The following is a 16425-nucleotide window of genomic DNA, read 5'->3' as shown; positions in this document are numbered from 1 at the left end:
CACTTTATGAGTAGAGTGGAAATTGTGTAACAATTTTCAGAAATATAAAACAATAACCTTGACGAATGTTATATTTTGGTTTAATTTAAAATTGTAATCTATTACCATATTAAGGGGTGACGATGTGGCAACTATACGTGATGTTGCAAAATTGGCCGGTGTTTCAGTCGCAACCGTTTCAAGAGTCATTAACGAAAAAGGATATGTCCATGAAGATACGGTCAAACAAGTAAAAAAAGCAATTGAAGAATTACATTATAGACCGAATGCTACAGCAAAGCCTTTATTTAAACAGCCTTCAACGGTGATTGCATTACTTGTAGATAATTTGCATAATCCATCATACATCACTTTGCTCCGTTTCGTTGAGGAAATAGCATACAAAGAAGGGTATCAAGTAATAGTTTGTAATATAGAAAATAAGAATAGATACATAGATATGTTGGAGCAAAATAACATTGCAGGCGTTATAATGACGAAATCTGTTTTTCGAAGTATAGGAGAAATCTCACTTCCTTTCGCTGTGCTTGAAGAACGACAATCTCTTATGAGCTATTATGAAAGTGGACAGAAAGCTGTTTCTTTATTAAAAGAGAAAGGCTGCCAGTTTCTTGCTTATATCGGTGAGGGAGTAAAGAGTGAAGAAATGGAAGAGCATGTGGCAGGATTTCTAGATACTGCTTGGAAAGAAGGACTTTCTTATCGAGAGGAAATTGTACAAGGGTATACGAATCAACAGTTTCTTGAATTGTTACAAAAGCATCCATACATAGATGGGGTTGTAGCTTCAAGTGATAAGGTCGCTATTGAGCTAATCAGGGCGGCGAAAACTCTTAATATTCATATACCAGGTAAGTTACAAATCATTGGATTTAACGGGAGTGTAGAGGGTGAATGGATAAGTCCATCATTAACGACGATTGGAAGTTATATCGAAGAAAATGGGGAAATAGCTTTTCAACAGTTAATAGGAAAAATAAAGAAGGAACAAGTGCGACAAGAAGAAGTGGAAACAGAATTTAGGTGCATTGAGAGAGAAACAACACTATAAAAGGTGCGTTTTTAAAACGCACCTTTTATAGTGTAATTGCGGCAATAAAGCCGAATATAAGTAACGGTATATTATAGTGTAGAAATGTTGGGACACATGTATCCCATATATGATGGTGCTGACCATCAGCATTTAAACCGGATGTTGGTCCAAGTGTACTATCAGATGCTGGAGAACCTGCATCACCAAGTGCACCAGCTGTACCGATAATTGCGATTGTAGCCATGGGACTAAATCCGAGCTGGACGCATAATGGTACGAAAATTGTTGTTAAGATTGGGATGGTTGAAAAGGAAGAGCCAATTCCCATCGTAACGAGAAGTCCAATAATGAGCATAAGAAATGCAGCAAGCGGTTTATTATTTCCGATTATATGTGCACTCGTTTGCACAAGAGATTCAACATGTCCAGTTTTTCGAAGAACAGCGCCAAATCCAGCGGCAGAAATCATAACAAATCCGATAAAGGACATCATACGCATTCCACTCGTTAAAATAGCATCGGCTTCTTTAAGAGGGAGGCTACCGCTAACTGATAAGACGATAATACCTGCTAAAGCACCAAAAATCATTGATTCTGTTGCTAATTGCACAGTTAATGTAGCGAGTATTGATAATAAACCCAAAGTAATGCTTCTTTTCGTATAGGGAACGATTTCATTCTGTGCAGAATGAATTTGTTCTGTTTCATATGTACGTGGTTTTCGGTATGTAATGAAAACCGCTACACATAATCCGATAATCATACCGATTGCTGGAATAGTCATCGCTTTTGGAATAAGTGCGACATCAAATGTAAGACCGCTTTGCGCAGCATTTGTTTGCAATACGTCATGATAAATTTTTCCGAACCCTGCTGGAACCCACATGTAAGGGGTAATTAACCCAAATGTAATAAGACATGTTACAAGCCTACGATCCACCCTCAGCTCATTTAATACTTTTAAAAGTGCTGGAATTAAGATTGGGATGAAGGCGATATGAACAGGGATAATATTTTGTGAGAAACAAGCCATTGTTAAAATGATAAATAATATAAGTATTTTAGAATAGACTTGTTTTTTCGTGTCTTGTTCGTTGCCGATCCATTTTAAAGCTGATTGGATCATTGCATCAGGAAGTCCTGTTTTTGAAAGGGAAATAGCAAATCCACCGAGCATTGCGTAGCTTAATGCGATAGGAGCACTGTTCCCAAGACCGGCTGTAAAAGTACTGATTGTTTCTGAAATACCGAGTCCGCCGATAAGTCCGCCTGTTAAAGCTCCAACGATAATGGCGACAATGACTTGGACACGTAACAAACTAAGCAGTAGCATGACTGCTACTGCGATGAGTACAGCGTTCATAATAAATGTAATCTCCCTAATTTTTATTCTGTTAAGGCAAGCAAGTGTTTGTAGTGACATATCATTATAAAATGTTTTCTATGAAATGTAAAAGCGCCTTTTGTTATTAATGTTGAAAAGATAGTTCTTGTTTAATTGATTGTAAAGATTTAGCGAATAACTCAGGCTCTTCTAAATCTGGAGAATGTGCCGAGTTTGGAAACCAAATCATCTTTTTAATAGGAGCTTGAATGATATCGCAATATTGTTGAACGAGTGCATAAGGAGTTTGATAATCATAGCGACCAGAACAAAAATAAACAGGAATAGATAAACTTGAAATAGATGAAAAGAAATCGATTGTCAGCATCTCTTCCCATAAAACTCCGGATTTTAAATTTCCTGCGAGAAATTTGAACCAATCTAATAGCGTATATTCAGGAGAAAAGAAGCCTTTTCGTATGAAAGAAAAGGAAGATCCATTTTGGATTGCTCCTCCAAATGTACCAAGCCACTTTCTTTGAATAATGAGGCGTCTCGTATCTAAAAAGGGTGGTTTCCCTAATTTTAAAAGAGAAGCTAATGCCTTTTTATGGTCATGTTTTTTGGCAGAGCTAATTAAATGTTGATATAGTAATTCTTCATTTTGCTTCATATGTACGATTTGACCGATGCCGATGTATGCTTCTATATATTCGGGACATTGATTAGCGATTTGTAGTCCGATAATACTTCCCCAAGAATGACCAGCGAGAAATAGTTTTTGCTTATTAAAGCGTTTGAGAAGATATTGAATAACCTTTTTTGCATCTGAAAAAAATTGATCAATCGTAAGATTTGTTTGGATGTCCCGCCATAAAAAGGATTTACCTGCCCCTCGCTGATCCCAATTAATAACGATAAAGTGCTTTTCTAACTCTTTTTGAAAATGGCGAATAAAGCCGATTTGTGCCATACCAGGGCCGCCGTGACAGCATAATAAAATAGGCTGGTCCACGTTTTGGCCGCGTATAAGGAGAGATTGTTTCCGGTCATTAATCATAACGCTTTCTATCGTAGCGATACTGTTAGGGATTAGTTGCTTCTTTTCGTTGTAAAACTGAGGGGTATGGCTACGGAAAAGCATATGTAAACCTCCTTTTCTTAAATGGTATGAATCGCACAGGCTCTTTCTTTTGCATATACTACTAGAAAATCATTGTATCATAACATACTGGTTTGATTTCAAGTTTAGGCGATTAAGAGAGGAGGGAGAATATGACGATTGGAGAAATTATTGATTCTTTAAATAGACGCGAATCAATCGCTATTATAGCGAAACGGCTTGAAATGAGCCCATATACATTATCAAAGAAATTAAGGGTGATTGGATATGAATATGATGGAGAGCAGAAAAAACGTATCTTTATAGGTGATGGTGAAGAGCCACGTCATTTGCAAATCCAAGAAGCTACTGCCCTTCAATATGCAAAAACAGACTATCAATTACTAATTTATGAACAGTTACAAAGCATTTATGAATTGCTAAGAAAAAGAGAAGAAGTAAGTGTTCAAATTATAAGTAAGAGCACAGAGAAAAAGAAACGAACCTTTTCGATTAATATAGAAGTATTAGCAAGACTAGATGTTATATCGGAATCAAAAGGGATTCAAAAGTCTAAAATTGTAGAAGAAGCACTACAGGAATTTTTGCAACGGTATGATGTTAATCATGAAACGTATCCAGAGAAATAAAAGAAAGGATACTATGTTCCATATAAGAGCGTGTATCCTTTCTTTTATTTCATTTTTTGTTTTGTTTCGAAAAGTAATATAGGAACCAAACGGCATGATTTTGTTCATCAGCTGCTGCGCGCCGAAATGTTTCTTTCACTTGTTGATTTGTCGTTTCGTCAGCAATTTCTAAGTGAAAATCAACTGTTCGTTGCTCATCTTGCCCAATTTCAAGGATTTGAGTTCGTTCATTTATGTCTGGAGCTAAAGTAGCTAATCTAGCATAAAAATGAATGGCGCTATATTCTCCGTTAATTGCTTTCTCAATACTACGAATGTGTTTGTCGTTTCGTCGATACAATGTATCGTCATTGTTTGATAGAAATACATACAAATCTTCCCGTTATAGTTTTCTATATACTACGAAGAAACAAGGGGCTATGTGCGTATCCTTTACTGCACTAGAAGAATGACAATACGTATGACTCTAAAAGAAGAAGCTCCTTGCATATAAAAGGAGCTTCTTCTTTCGAGTGTCACGCACTAGTTTGAATAGTATTTAATTGTTTTTTTGAATACGTCCATCAATAATCGGCTGAATTGGTTCTTTCACTTGTTTTACATAATCGACTAATGCTTCAAAATCGTTTGGACCAGTTTCAGCATTTTTTCCATTTTTAAAGGATACGAATCCATCACCGCCAGAAGCTAGGAAAGCATTTGCAACTACGCTATACGTTTTAGAGGGAACTAATTCTTCACCATTTGTTAAACGGATATTCGTAACCTTTTCGTTATTTGGTTTGTTTGCATCCCAAGTGTATTGAATACCTGAAATTTGAAGCATTCTCGTTGCTCCTTTTTGCCATTGTTGATTTAATATATCACGAATATCTTGACCTGTTAGATCTACTTTAATTAATTGGTTTCCGAAAGGCTGAATGCCGTATAATTCGCCCCATGTAATATCTCCAGCGTCTAGATCATTACGAATTCCACCAGGATTCATAAGAGCGATTTGTGTTTGCATAGTTTGGCGCTGGGCATCCGCAACTAAATTTCCAAGTGTAGATTCACCAGCATCGTTTTGTTTACGGTCGATAGGTGCTGTAGATTTTCCGACTACTTCATTTACAAGAGGTGCGATTTTTTCTTTATATTGATCTAACTTTTGTTTTACTTGTTTATCAGGCTCTACACCTTCATGGTACGTTGTAATAACTTCAGCTTTTTTCTTCACAATATCTTTTGTTTTTCTATCAATCGTTACATCTACATCAGAGAAAGCCATCCCGTAAGAGTTCGCTTGCACGATAAGTTTATTATTTACAGTACCATTTACGTACGTATGACTATGTCCACCGAAAATAACATCAACTTCTGGATCTGTTTCATTTGCAATTCGAGTGAGGTCTCCATTTGTTACACCAGACTCATCAGTTGTTCCGCCTACATGTGCAAGGACTACGATAGATTTAACGCCGAGACGCTTTAATTGTTGTGTGGATTTATTAATAGCCTCTACTTCATCAGTGATTTCTACATTTTTAAGCATAGTAGGCATAACGACATTTGGTGTATCCGTTGTAACAACTCCAATGAACCCTACAGGAACTCCGTCAACCATTTTTACAGTGAATGGTGGTAAAAATAAGCGGCCAGTTGATTTATTATAGAAGTTTGCAGCGACATAAGGGAAGTTTGCTCCTTTGAAATTCCCTGTTTTTTCGTGATATCCACCGTAAATGAGGCGTTTCATTTCATCGATACCTTCATCAAATTCATGGTTTCCGATTGTACCAACATCAAACTTTAAGTCATTTAAAAATTCAATTGTTGGTTCGTCTTGTAATAATGCGGAAACTGGTGGGCTGGCTCCGACAATATCACCGGCATGTACGAGAAGTGTATTAGGGTTTTGTTTTTTGCGTTCTTTTAAATAAGTAGCTAAATAATCAGCGCCACCAGCTTCTTTATTGTTAACTTTTTTTACAGTATCTAGTTGACCATGTAAATCATTAATACCAAGCATTTGTACGTCTATGTATCGGTTTTGTTCGGCAGGAGTCTGAGATGGAGGAGCGGCGAATACGCTTGAAAAAGTAATAGTACTTAAAACAGCAACAGCAGGAATAATTTTTTTCCACATAATTAATTTCTCCTTTTTTTATAATCTGACATCATACGACATAATTTTAATAGATTACTAGGATTATATCCATATAAAAATTTAGTTTTTTCGAAAAATTAACATATTTACAAAAGATAAATAATAGAGTAGGGAACCTTTTTTATTGTCGATTTCGCCATGTATCCTCTATAATGGAGAAAAAAGTAAAAGGTGAATAGTATGAAGAAAAAGAAGCAAAGACAAACACAAAAACACTCTCAAATGAATCAACCAGAGAAAGAATCACTTACACTAGGTGATCAATTGAACGATTCGTTAATGCAACAATTAAAGAATAAGAAAAAAGAGTTGCAAGTGAGAGAAGAGAAAAAAGAGGCAGCAGAACAAGAAAGAAAGCGTAAGGAACAAAAAGAACGTGAAAAGAATAAATCATTTGAAGAACTGTTAAGTGAAAGTAGCCTTACTTGGAAAGACTTTAAATAATAAAAAGATGATCAGTGAAATGCCGCTGATCATTTTTTTGACGAGTGTGTAAGAAAAGGGGAGTTAGAATGAGGAAAATTGTAGTCGTTCCGTATGAAAATCATTGGAGTGAGAAATTCCAAATGGAAGCCGAAAGATTAAAATCGGCGATGCCAGAAACGGTAAAAATCCATCATATTGGAAGTACGTCAGTGCCAGGACTGGCAGCTAAACCAATTATAGATATGATTATGGAAGTAGAGAGTATCGACAGAGTAGATCATTGGAATGAACGTTTTAAAGAGCTTGGTTACATCGTAAAAGGGGAAAATGGTATTTCAAGACGTCGTTATTTTATTCATGGGACTGAGGAAAAACGCTCGTATCACTTACACGTATTTGAAAAAGGAAATCCTGAGATAGTAAGGCATTTAGCATTTCGTGATTATATGATGGCTCATTGTGAAGAAGCAGAAGCGTATGCGACTTTAAAGAAAGAACTAGCTGAAAAATATACATATGATGGCACGTTGTATACAGAAGGAAAAAATGAATTTATACGTAATGTTGATGAAAAAGCGAAAGAATGGAAAGGAAATAAAGTGAATGACTGAGTTCACTTTATTTTTTTAAATGTGTATAAAAGTATTATGTAAACTGTACGTATGTTTTGACTTTTTGGATGAATCTTGTTGAAATAAAGTTGTGGTTTATAAAAATGTAACAATGAAAGGGAGAAAGACTGTGCATATTCCAACAACTACACTTCATAATGGTGTGAAAATGCCGATGATTGGTCTAGGCGTTTATAAAGCGAAAGAAGGCGACGAAGTTAAACAAGCAGTAAAAACAGCGTTAGAAGTTGGATACCGTTCGATTGATACAGCAACTGTATATGAAAATGAAAGCGGTGTCGGAGAAGCGGTTCGTGAATCTGGAATCCCGCGAGAAGACTTGTTTATTACAACAAAAGTTTGGAACGACGATCAAGGGTACGAGGAGACGCTCGAGGCGTTTGAAAAAAGTTTAAAGAAATTACAAATGGAGTATGTAGATTTATATTTAATCCATTGGCCGATAAGAGGGAAGTATGTTGATACGTACCGTGCTTTAGAAAAGCTATATGAAGAAGGTAAAGTGCGCGCGATTGGTGTTTCTAATTTTCATAAACATCATTTAGAACTGTTATTACCAAATTGTAAAGTGAAGCCGATGGTCAACCAAGTGGAACTTCATCCGATGTTAGCGCAATTTGAATTGCGTGATTTCTGTCAAGGTGAGCAAATTCAAATGGAAGCATGGAGTCCTTTAATGAGAGGCGGCGAAGTATTCCAGCATCCAATTATTCAGGCTATTTCTAAAAAATATGAAAAGTCACCTGCACAAGTTATATTAAGGTGGGATATTCAAAGTGGGATTGTGACTATTCCTAAATCTGTTACGCCATCTCGTATTAAAGAGAACCTTACTATTTTTGATTTCTCATTAACTGAAGAAGAGATGGATCAAATTAATACGTTAAATCGTAATTTACATGTAGGAACGAATCCTGATAAATATGATACGTTATAAAAAAAGACTGCCGCCTAGTGTTGGGGGGCAGTCTTTTGCTTTTATCGGTATCAATATTTTAGCGATGCAAAGCATATGAATCATACTTAACAATCTTTTGAAGTTGTACATATTCTTCTTTTGTTAAAGATAACTGTTGGCTAGCTTGTATATTTTCTTGCAATTGTTGAATAGAGCTTGCACCAGGTATAACAGCTGCAACAGTTTCGTTATGTAAGCAATATTGAATAGCTGTTCCTGTTAAAGAGCTTTCCCCGATTATTTCTTTTACACTCGCGAGTGTCGAATATAACTCATCGTAAGAATAAGAGAGGTAATCTTTTTCTTTTACTCTTTCTATCTTTCTTGCATTATTGTTAGTTAAAATCCCTTTTGCAAGTGGTCCGCGAGCAATAACGCTAATTTGCTGTTCATTAAGAAACGGGAACCATTCTTCAGGGCGACGATTTAAAAGGCTGTATTCCATTAATATGCTAACGATATTTGATCGTTTTGCATACTCACGAATGACATTTGGACGTATAGAAGAGATACCATAATGACGAATAATCCCTTCTTTTTTTAATTCTTCAAAGGCTTCAACTGTTTCATCTATAGGATCTTCAATCGTCCCGCCATGCAGTTGATATAAATCAATATAATCTGTTTGAAGTCTACGTAAACTCTCTTTTACTTCGGTCTTTATATAAGCTTTAGAAGGATCCCAAGACCAACCGTTTTTTTCTTCTGTCCATCGATTTCCAACCTTTGTTGTAAGAACAATTTGGTCGCGTTTTCCTTTCAGAGCTTTTCCAACAAATTCTTCATTTAATCCATAATCGTATAAGTCCGCTGTATCAAAAAAATTAATTCCTAAATCGATTGCCTCATCGATAATACGCATAGCTTCAGCCTCAGATGCACCGAGAGACATACAGCCAAATCCAATTTCCGTAACATATAAATCTGAGTTTCCTAATTGACGTTTTTTCATAGGTCAACCTCCTTACCTTTATTGTACGAAAGGGGAAGGAGGTTGACAAACGTTTACTTTTTATTTGCTGTAATCCACTCTTGTACAGTTGTATACTCTTTTCCATATTGTTTTAGCTTATGACGAATTTGCCATGCTTTGCCGACTAAAGTGACGCGATTTGGTAAAATGTAAACTTTCATTTCTATCACGCTCCTTTCAATGTGGTAAAATGTATGAAGAACGATTAGGAAATAGAACAGGGAGATGAAGTAGTATGAGTAATCTTGCAGAAAGAACAGTAAAAACTGAACCGATTTTTGATGGTAGGGTTATAAAAGTTCGTGTTGATGATGTAGTATTACCAAATGGAGAAATGAGTAAACGTGAAATCGTAAATCACCCTGGGGCAGTTGCTATTATTGCTATTACTGATGAGGGGAAAATTGTACTCGTTGAGCAGTATCGTAAAGCTCTCGAAAAGGCAATTGTGGAAATTCCTGCTGGGAAGTTAGAACCTGGGGAAAAGCCAGAGGTAACAGCAGTTCGTGAATTAGAAGAAGAAACAGGATATGTATGTGAAAATATGGAGCTTATTACATCTTTCTATACATCACCTGGTTTTGCAGATGAGATTCTATATGTATATAAAGCGACAGGATTAAAACAAAAAGAAAATAAAGCAGCTTTAGATGAAGATGAATTTGTGGAATTAATGGAAGTGTCATTAGAAGAAGCGATTGATCTTATGAAAGACCTTCGTATACATGATGCTAAGACGATGTTTGCAGTACAATATTTACAATTACAAAAATAAACACTCGCCTAAGGCGAGTGTTTTTAGTTGATTTTTGCATATACACGTGCATCGCGTAAGCTGCCATCGGGTGCTAGGAAATCATTTTCCATTGTACCTTCTAAAATAAATTCTAGACGTTCTGCTAAGTTACATGCGTTTATATTTGTTGCATCAGTACGAATTTCAATTCTTCTAGCACCTAGTTTATCAAATGCAAATTGAATCGCACCTTTAATGGCTTCTGTCATATAGCCATGCTTTGTATAAGCGCTATGTAGCCAAAAGTGAAGTGAAAACTTTGGAATATCCCAGTTTTCAGGCTTGAGCGTAATAGCTCCGATGAATGTACCAGATACTTTATCGTATAAGTGGAAATCAAGTGTTTCACGAAGTAAAAACTGTCCGTGAGCTTCGCGAACAATTTCTTCAGCACGTTCTTCTGTTTCAGCTGTAATTGGCATCCATGGTAATAAGTCTTCTAGCGAAGCTTGGATTGCTTCATATACCTCTGTTCCATCACCTGGAAACGGCTTACGTACTTGCAAGCGCTCAGTTTGAAATAATGTTGGAAAATCTAATAATAATGGTTTCAAGAGAAATCCCTCCTATTCTCTACTTTTTAGTTTAGCAAAGTAGAGCGGAATTTCAATGCTAATTCGTCATACTTTTTTTCTTTCTTTCATACATTTTTAGTAAGAGTGTGAACGGAGGGAAGGAAAATGTGGCGAAAAACGTGGCAAGACCGTGTAATGTCTCACATACAGGAAAATTCTTCACTATATATATTTAATGCGGTTTTATTACTGATGGGAGTAATATTTGGAGCGATTCTTGTGAATAGTTTACAAATAAACCAAAAGCAAGATTTATCATTTTATTTACAGCGTTTTTTTGGACAAGTTTCTAAAGGAGAATTTGCTGTCGCAGGCGAAATGTTCCGAGAAAGTTACTTTTCGCAATTAAAATATATCGGCTTTATTTGGATTTTGGGGATTTCAATTATTGGGTTGCCGCTCATTTTTATCTTACTATTTTTAAAAGGGGTAGTTGTTGGATTTACAGTAGGTTTTTTAGTAAGTCAGCACGGATGGAATGGACTATTATTAGCATTTGTATCTGTATTGCCACAAAATTTAATTATAATTCCTGTATTTCTCGTAATGACAACAATTGCTGCAAGTTTTTCCTTACGCATGATTAGGCATCAATTTATTCGGAAAATAACTGAGCCACTATTACCGTTATTAATTCGCTATACATGCTTTTTTCTCGTGATTGGAGCGGTATTAGCTATTGCTTCCAGTGTCGAAGTGTATGCATCACCAGTTTTAATGAAAGAAGTTGTGGAGGCTATTAACAAACAATAAATACTTTTTGAGAATAATTATCAATTTGTTTTTATTGTTTTTCTTTTGACAGGAGCCCTTCTTCTGATATAATGGTGTAAGAGTGGCGAGGAGGGAGTAGTACCGAATGGAAGAAAGAATTGAACGAATTAAGAAGCAATTACATGCAGCGAGCTATAAATTGACACCACAACGTGAAGCAACAGTTCGTGTGCTGCTAGAAAATGAAGAAGATCATTTAAGCGCAGAAGATGTATACCTCCTTGTAAAAGAAAAGTCGCCAGAGATCGGATTAGCAACCGTTTATCGAACTTTAGAGTTATTGTCTGAGTTGAAAGTTGTCGATAAAATTAACTTTGGAGACGGTGTTTCGCGTTATGACTTACGCCAAGAAGGTGCACAGCGTTTCCATCATCATTTAATCTGTACACAATGCGGTGCTGTACAAGAAATACAAGAAGATTTACTTGGTGAAGTGGAGAATAAAGTGGAACGAGACTGGAGCTTTAAGGTGAAAGATCATCGTTTAACATTCCATGGGATTTGTAAAAATTGTCAAGAAAATGAAACGGATGAAAAATAACCTTTTCCTATTTAACTAGGAAGAGGTTTTTTATTTGAATAAGGTATAAATTGGTGAAAGCTTGGCATATGTTGTAATAACTTATATTTTGGAGGAATTTACAATGCGCCGAGCTTTAAAATTAACTTTTGATGGGATGAAAGTATTTTTATTATTTACAAGTTGTACGATTTTGTTTTATTTCGCTATACTATGGATAAATGAAGAATATGAAAGTTACCATCGTTATGAAAAGCCAAAAGAAGAGACTGTAGAAAAAGTATCAGGGAATGAGGAGCCGGAAAAGGATGCTTTCGTAAATAGAATGATGTTTTTCTATGAAAATGGGGAGTAGTGTAGATTGGAAGATCAATTAAAAGATTTTATTCATTATATGATTGTTGAAAAAGGTTTAGCGAAAAATACAGTTGTATCTTATGAACGCGATTTAAAAAGCTATGTGAAGTATTTGCAAAATGTAGAACAAACGAAGACGTTTCATGAAGTGACACGCTTGCATATTGTTAACTTTTTGCAGCATTTAAAAGAAAACGGGAAATCTTCAAAAACATTGGCGCGTCATATTGCATCGATTCGTTCGTTTCATCAATTTTTACTTCGTGAACGAGCGGTGGAGCATGACCCATCGGTACATATTGAAACGCCACAAGGGGAACGAAAATTACCAAAAGTATTATCAATCGACGAAGTGGAAGCATTGCTTCAAACACCGAAAACGGCAAGTGCTTTTGGGATTCGTGATAAGGCAATGTTAGAGTTGTTGTATGCAACAGGACTTCGTGTTTCAGAATTAATTGCATTAAATTTAGAAGATGTGCACTTAACGATGGGATTTGTTCGCTGTATCGGGAAAGGGAACAAAGAAAGAATTATTCCACTAGGAAGCTTAGCGACAGAAGCGATTCAAAAGTATATTGAAAAAGGAAGAAGAGAATTGATGGGTAAAAAAGCAGTAGATGCGCTCTTTTTAAACCATCATGGTAATCGATTATCGAGACAGGGATTTTGGAAAATTTTAAAACGGCTAGCGAAAGAAGCAAATATTGCAAAAGAGCTTACACCGCATACGTTGCGTCACTCTTTTGCTACGCATCTATTAGAAAATGGGGCAGACTTACGTGCTGTACAGGAAATGCTTGGACATGCAGATATTTCGACGACACAAATTTATACGCACGTTTCAAAAACTAGATTAAAAGATGTATATAAACAGTTTCATCCGAGAGCATAGTCACTATGCTCTTTTTTCATAGATTAAGAAGAGTGAACCATTTCACAGAAACTTCACAAACATTTCGTACATTGTTTTCAGCAGAAGACTAGAATATTACAATGTATTTCCTCTATACTAAGGAAAGTATGAAGGAGGAAATGAAGATGAAAAAACTTATTATTACATTATTTATCGCGATGCTAGCATTGGCTGGCTGTAATACAAACAAAGAAGAACCGAAAAAAGAAAAGAAACTTGAAGCTATAAAAGTAGCGGTTCAAACGAATCCGAAAGAAATTAAACCTGGTGAAAAAACAGAAGTACAAGCACTTGTTACACAAGGAAAAGAAAGAGTAACGGATGCTGATGACGTAAAGTTTGAGATTTGGAAAGATGGCGACGAGAAACACGAGATGTTAGATGGTAAGCATAAAGGAAAAGGTGTTTATGCAGTAGAGAAAACATTTGAAACTGATGGAGTATATCATATTATTCCTCATACAAATGCACGTGATATGCACACTATGCCAGAAGAAAAAGTTACTGTAGGGAATGCGAAAGTAGAAGATGCGAAAAAAGAAGAAGGCCATGGGGATCATAAAAGTGATACGATGATACATCTTATGGCTGGTGATATTAAAGCAAATGCTGAGTCAACAATGAAGGTTCATTTAAAACAAAAAGAAGAAGCGTTAACTGGTGCTGAAGTACAACTTGAGATTTGGAAAGACGGCGTTGAAAAACACGAATTTATTCCGGCGAAAGAAGGGAATAAAGGGGAGTATGAAAGTAAACATACTTTCAAAGAGAACGGTGCTTATAAAGTGAAAGTTCATGTAAGAAAAGGTGAACTACATGAACATAAAGAAGAAACAGTAGAAGTAAAATAAAAAGTAGCTCTTTAGAGCTGCTTTTTATTTTTATATTAGGAAATATGTTATAAAATGATTAGCACTTCTTTGCAGAATGGATTACAATAGAAGGGTAAAGAAAATGAGGAATTCTACGAAAATGTATTAAAAAGAAAGCGTAAACATGTTATGATATCAATATCAGATGTCTGACATCTGACTTGGAAAAACCTAGAAATGTTTTTTATTCGTTTGAAAGTAAAACGAAAAAGTTAGAGAATGATTTAAAGCAGTACTGTTTAATAATGAGGACGAAAGATAATTCCCATTGATAACAGTTTCACTTTATAGCGTTTTGAACATACTACAAGAAGTAGAACTGAACATATAGGAGGTTGCAGTTATGAATAAATATAAACGTATTTTCCTAGTCGTAATGGACTCTGTGGGAATCGGTGAAGCACCGGATGCTGAGCAGTTTGGTGATTTAGGTTCTGATACAATTGGTCATATCGCTGAACATATGAATGGATTACACATGCCAAACATGGTGAAATTAGGCCTTGGTAATATTCGTGAAATGAAAGGAATCTCTAAAGTAGAGAAACCGCTTGGATATTATACAAAAATGCAAGAGAAGTCTACAGGTAAAGATACAATGACAGGTCACTGGGAAATCATGGGCCTTTACATTGATACACCATTCCAAGTGTTTCCTGAAGGATTCCCGAAAGAATTACTTGATGAATTAGAAGAAAAGACAGGTCGTAAAATTATCGGTAATAAACCAGCTTCTGGAACAGAGGTACTTGTTGAGCTTGGTCAAGAACAAATGGAAACAGGTTCTTTAATTGTTTACACTTCTGCTGATAGTGTATTACAGATCGCAGCTCATGAAGAAGTAGTACCACTTGAAGAGCTATATAAAATTTGTAAAATCGCACGTGAATTAACATTAGATGAGAAGTATATGGTAGGGCGTGTTATTGCTCGTCCGTTCGTTGGAGAGCCAGGAAACTTCACACGTACACCAAATCGTCATGACTATGCGTTAAAACCATTTGGTCGCACAGTAATGAATGAACTTAAAGATAGCGATTATGATGTAATTGCTATTGGTAAAATTGCTGACATTTATGATGGAGAAGGTGTAACTGAATCACTTCGTACGAAATCAAATATGGATGGAATGGACAAGCTTGTAGATACATTAAATATGGACTTTACAGGTATTAGCTTCTTAAACTTAGTTGACTTTGATGCCTTATTTGGTCATCGTCGTGACCCACAAGGGTACGGAGAAGCATTGCAAGAATATGACGCACGTCTTCCAGAAGTATTCGAAAAACTAAAAGAAGATGATCTATTATTAATTACAGCAGACCATGGTAATGATCCAGTACATCCTGGTACTGATCATACACGTGAATATGTACCGTTATTAGCATATAGCCCAAGCATGAAAGAAGGCGGACAAGAGTTATCACTTCGTCAAACATTTGCTGATATTGGTGCAACTGTAGCAGAAAACTTTAATGTTAAAATGCCAGAACATGGAACAAGCTTCTTAAATGAGCTAAAGAAATAGGGGGATAAACAGATGAATCGTGAACTAATTACAAAATCAGCTTCATACTTAAAAGAGAAATTTCAAGAGACACCACAAGTAGGACTAATCCTTGGATCTGGACTAGGTGTATTAGCAGATGAAATCGAGAACGCAGTAACAGTACCATACAGTGAAATCCCTGAATTCCCGGTTTCAACTGTAGAAGGACATGCAGGTCAACTTGTATTCGGTACACTTCAAGGTGTAACAGTAGTAGCAATGCAAGGACGTTTCCATTTCTACGAAGGATACGATATGCAAAAAGTAACATTCCCAGTTCGTGTTATGAAAGAACTAGGTGTAGAAACAGTTGTTGTAACGAACGCAGCTGGTGGTGTAAATACATCATTTGAACCAGGCGATCTTATGTTAATTTCAGACCATATTAACTTCATGGGTACGAACCCATTAATCGGACCAAATGATTCTGAAATGGGTGTACGTTTCCCTGATATGTCTACATCATATACGCCAGAACTTCGCGAAATGGCGAAACAAGTTGCAGCAGATTTAAATATTAAAGTACAAGAAGGTGTATATGTTGGAATGACAGGTCCTGTATATGAAACACCTGCTGAAATTCGTATGCTTCGTACACTTGGCGGAGATGCAGTTGGTATGTCAACAGTACCAGAAGTAATTGTAGCTCGTCATGCAGGTATGAAAGTACTAGGTATTTCTTGTATTTCAAATATGGCAGCTGGTATTTTAGATCAACCACTTCACCACGATGAAGTAATTGAAACGACAGAACGTGTTAAAGCTAATTTCTTAGCATTAGTAAAAGCAATTGTAAAACAAATGAAGGGGTGACTTCAC

Annotated in this window: 20 protein-coding genes; 13 read left to right on the top strand and 7 right to left on the bottom strand. The window is 36.1% G+C overall.

Going from position 1 to position 16425, the window contains the following annotated elements:
- The first annotated feature begins 124 nt into the window (after positions 1-124).
- A complete protein-coding gene (locus tag MR066_RS10390; RefSeq protein ID WP_242247021.1) occupies positions 125-1051 on the top strand; it encodes a LacI family DNA-binding transcriptional regulator in 927 nt (308 codons plus the stop codon).
- A 25-nt stretch (positions 1052-1076) separates the two neighbouring features.
- On the opposite strand, the gene MR066_RS10385 is transcribed toward MR066_RS10390, so the two are convergent.
- Both MR066_RS10385 and MR066_RS10380 read right to left on the bottom strand, forming a co-directional pair.
- Positions 1077-2396: a Na+/H+ antiporter family protein gene (locus tag MR066_RS10385; RefSeq protein WP_002014950.1), complete on the bottom strand. Its 1320-nt coding sequence runs from the start codon at positions 2394-2396 to the stop codon at positions 1077-1079.
- 106 nt (positions 2397-2502) lie between these two features.
- A complete protein-coding gene (locus MR066_RS10380) occupies positions 2503-3501 on the bottom strand; it encodes an alpha/beta fold hydrolase (protein WP_002143051.1) in 999 nt (332 codons plus the stop codon).
- A gap of 131 nt (positions 3502-3632) precedes the next feature.
- On the opposite strand from MR066_RS10380, the gene MR066_RS10375 reads away from it, so the two are divergent.
- Complete coding sequence (locus MR066_RS10375; protein WP_002014948.1) at positions 3633-4109, top strand: ribbon-helix-helix domain-containing protein; 477 nt, start codon at positions 3633-3635, stop codon at positions 4107-4109.
- 49 nt (positions 4110-4158) lie between these two features.
- On the opposite strand, the gene MR066_RS10370 is transcribed toward MR066_RS10375, so the two are convergent.
- A complete protein-coding gene (locus MR066_RS10370) occupies positions 4159-4482 on the bottom strand; it encodes a ferritin-like domain-containing protein (protein ID WP_193662404.1) in 324 nt (107 codons plus the stop codon).
- A 165-nt stretch (positions 4483-4647) separates the two neighbouring features.
- On the bottom strand, positions 4648-6237 hold the full coding sequence (locus tag MR066_RS10365; protein ID WP_113937127.1) for a bifunctional metallophosphatase/5'-nucleotidase: 1590 nt from the start codon (positions 6235-6237) through the stop codon (positions 4648-4650).
- Positions 6238-6438: 201 nt separating this feature from the next.
- Here MR066_RS10365 and MR066_RS10360 point away from each other — a divergent pair, with 201 nt between their 5' ends.
- The 3 genes from MR066_RS10360 (at position 6439) to MR066_RS10350 (ending at position 8253) form a co-directional block, all read left to right on the top strand.
- The gene (locus tag MR066_RS10360; protein ID WP_242247019.1) at positions 6439-6702 is read left to right on the top strand and encodes a YqkE family protein; all 264 of its coding nucleotides are present in this window, start codon (positions 6439-6441) and stop codon (positions 6700-6702) included.
- A gap of 68 nt (positions 6703-6770) precedes the next feature.
- A complete protein-coding gene (locus MR066_RS10355; protein WP_242247017.1) occupies positions 6771-7295 on the top strand; it encodes a GrpB family protein in 525 nt (174 codons plus the stop codon).
- Positions 7296-7425: 130 nt separating this feature from the next.
- Positions 7426-8253: an aldo/keto reductase gene (locus tag MR066_RS10350; RefSeq protein ID WP_002143047.1), complete on the top strand. Its 828-nt coding sequence runs from the start codon at positions 7426-7428 to the stop codon at positions 8251-8253.
- Between the two features lie 58 nt (positions 8254-8311).
- Here the strand turns inward: MR066_RS10350 and MR066_RS10345 are convergent, their stop codons facing one another.
- Entirely contained in the window at positions 8312-9226 is a 915-nt protein-coding gene (locus MR066_RS10345; protein ID WP_016096157.1) for an aldo/keto reductase, read from the bottom strand.
- A 53-nt stretch (positions 9227-9279) separates the two neighbouring features.
- Positions 9280-9408, bottom strand: a complete 129-nt coding sequence (mciZ, locus tag MR066_RS10340) for a Z-ring formation inhibitor MciZ (protein ID WP_000870295.1) — start codon at positions 9406-9408, stop codon at positions 9280-9282.
- Positions 9409-9482: 74 nt separating this feature from the next.
- Between mciZ and MR066_RS10335 the strand changes: the two genes are divergently transcribed.
- Complete coding sequence (locus tag MR066_RS10335) at positions 9483-10022, top strand: NUDIX domain-containing protein (RefSeq protein WP_002014941.1); 540 nt, start codon at positions 9483-9485, stop codon at positions 10020-10022.
- A gap of 23 nt (positions 10023-10045) precedes the next feature.
- On the opposite strand, the gene MR066_RS10330 is transcribed toward MR066_RS10335, so the two are convergent.
- Positions 10046-10597, bottom strand: a complete 552-nt coding sequence (locus tag MR066_RS10330) for a GNAT family N-acetyltransferase (protein WP_002033881.1) — start codon at positions 10595-10597, stop codon at positions 10046-10048.
- Between the two features lie 126 nt (positions 10598-10723).
- On the opposite strand from MR066_RS10330, the gene spoIIM reads away from it, so the two are divergent.
- From spoIIM to MR066_RS10295, 7 genes are all read left to right on the top strand, one after another.
- Positions 10724-11371, top strand: a complete 648-nt coding sequence (gene spoIIM / locus MR066_RS10325) for a stage II sporulation protein M (RefSeq protein ID WP_002014939.1) — start codon at positions 10724-10726, stop codon at positions 11369-11371.
- A gap of 106 nt (positions 11372-11477) precedes the next feature.
- Entirely contained in the window at positions 11478-11933 is a 456-nt protein-coding gene (fur, locus tag MR066_RS10320) for a ferric iron uptake transcriptional regulator (RefSeq protein WP_000392654.1), read from the top strand.
- Positions 11934-12036: 103 nt separating this feature from the next.
- Positions 12037-12267 carry a YqzK family protein gene (locus MR066_RS10315; protein WP_002088473.1) on the top strand — a complete coding sequence of 77 codons (231 nt, stop codon included), beginning with the start codon at positions 12037-12039 and terminating at the stop codon, positions 12265-12267.
- A 6-nt stretch (positions 12268-12273) separates the two neighbouring features.
- Positions 12274-13164 carry a site-specific tyrosine recombinase XerD gene (xerD, locus tag MR066_RS10310; protein ID WP_002067028.1) on the top strand — a complete coding sequence of 297 codons (891 nt, stop codon included), beginning with the start codon at positions 12274-12276 and terminating at the stop codon, positions 13162-13164.
- Positions 13165-13310: 146 nt separating this feature from the next.
- Complete coding sequence (locus MR066_RS10305) at positions 13311-14036, top strand: FixH family protein (RefSeq protein ID WP_061674471.1); 726 nt, start codon at positions 13311-13313, stop codon at positions 14034-14036.
- Between the two features lie 364 nt (positions 14037-14400).
- Positions 14401-15585 (top strand): phosphopentomutase, encoded by a 1185-nt coding sequence (gene deoB / locus MR066_RS10300; RefSeq protein ID WP_002014935.1) that lies wholly within the window; start codon positions 14401-14403, stop codon positions 15583-15585.
- A gap of 12 nt (positions 15586-15597) precedes the next feature.
- Positions 15598-16419 (top strand): purine-nucleoside phosphorylase, encoded by an 822-nt coding sequence (locus MR066_RS10295; RefSeq protein WP_001078443.1) that lies wholly within the window; start codon positions 15598-15600, stop codon positions 16417-16419.
- Positions 16420-16425: the final 6 nt, after the last annotated feature.

Origin of the sequence: Bacillus cereus group sp. BfR-BA-01523, assembly GCF_022662615.1 — a bacterium.
Taxonomy (GTDB): Bacteria; Bacillota; Bacilli; order Bacillales; family Bacillaceae_G; genus Bacillus_A; species Bacillus_A mycoides.
The sequence above is the reverse complement of the archived record's forward strand: the minus strand, read 5'-3'. Positions and strand labels throughout refer to the sequence as shown.

Excerpts from the sequence above, each read along its gene's own strand:
- deoB (WP_002014935.1), top strand. The coding sequence starts at position 14,401 with ATGAATAAATATAAACGTATTTTCCTAGTCGTAATGGACTCTGTGGGA.
- mciZ (WP_000870295.1), bottom strand. The coding sequence starts at position 9,408 with ATGAAAGTTTACATTTTACCAAATCGCGTCACTTTAGTCGGCAAAGCA.
- MR066_RS10295 (WP_001078443.1), top strand. The coding sequence starts at position 15,598 with ATGAATCGTGAACTAATTACAAAATCAGCTTCATACTTAAAAGAGAAA.
- spoIIM (WP_002014939.1), top strand. The coding sequence starts at position 10,724 with ATGTGGCGAAAAACGTGGCAAGACCGTGTAATGTCTCACATACAGGAA.
- MR066_RS10385 (WP_002014950.1), bottom strand. The coding sequence starts at position 2,396 with ATGAACGCTGTACTCATCGCAGTAGCAGTCATGCTACTGCTTAGTTTG.
- MR066_RS10345 (WP_016096157.1), bottom strand. The coding sequence starts at position 9,226 with ATGAAAAAACGTCAATTAGGAAACTCAGATTTATATGTTACGGAAATT.
- MR066_RS10335 (WP_002014941.1), top strand. The coding sequence starts at position 9,483 with ATGAGTAATCTTGCAGAAAGAACAGTAAAAACTGAACCGATTTTTGAT.
- MR066_RS10380 (WP_002143051.1), bottom strand. The coding sequence starts at position 3,501 with ATGCTTTTCCGTAGCCATACCCCTCAGTTTTACAACGAAAAGAAGCAA.
- MR066_RS10305 (WP_061674471.1), top strand. The coding sequence starts at position 13,311 with ATGAAAAAACTTATTATTACATTATTTATCGCGATGCTAGCATTGGCT.
- fur (WP_000392654.1), top strand. The coding sequence starts at position 11,478 with ATGGAAGAAAGAATTGAACGAATTAAGAAGCAATTACATGCAGCGAGC.
- MR066_RS10315 (WP_002088473.1), top strand. The coding sequence starts at position 12,037 with ATGCGCCGAGCTTTAAAATTAACTTTTGATGGGATGAAAGTATTTTTA.
- MR066_RS10375 (WP_002014948.1), top strand. The coding sequence starts at position 3,633 with ATGACGATTGGAGAAATTATTGATTCTTTAAATAGACGCGAATCAATC.
- MR066_RS10360 (WP_242247019.1), top strand. The coding sequence starts at position 6,439 with ATGAAGAAAAAGAAGCAAAGACAAACACAAAAACACTCTCAAATGAAT.
- MR066_RS10365 (WP_113937127.1), bottom strand. The coding sequence starts at position 6,237 with ATGTGGAAAAAAATTATTCCTGCTGTTGCTGTTTTAAGTACTATTACT.
- MR066_RS10355 (WP_242247017.1), top strand. The coding sequence starts at position 6,771 with ATGAGGAAAATTGTAGTCGTTCCGTATGAAAATCATTGGAGTGAGAAA.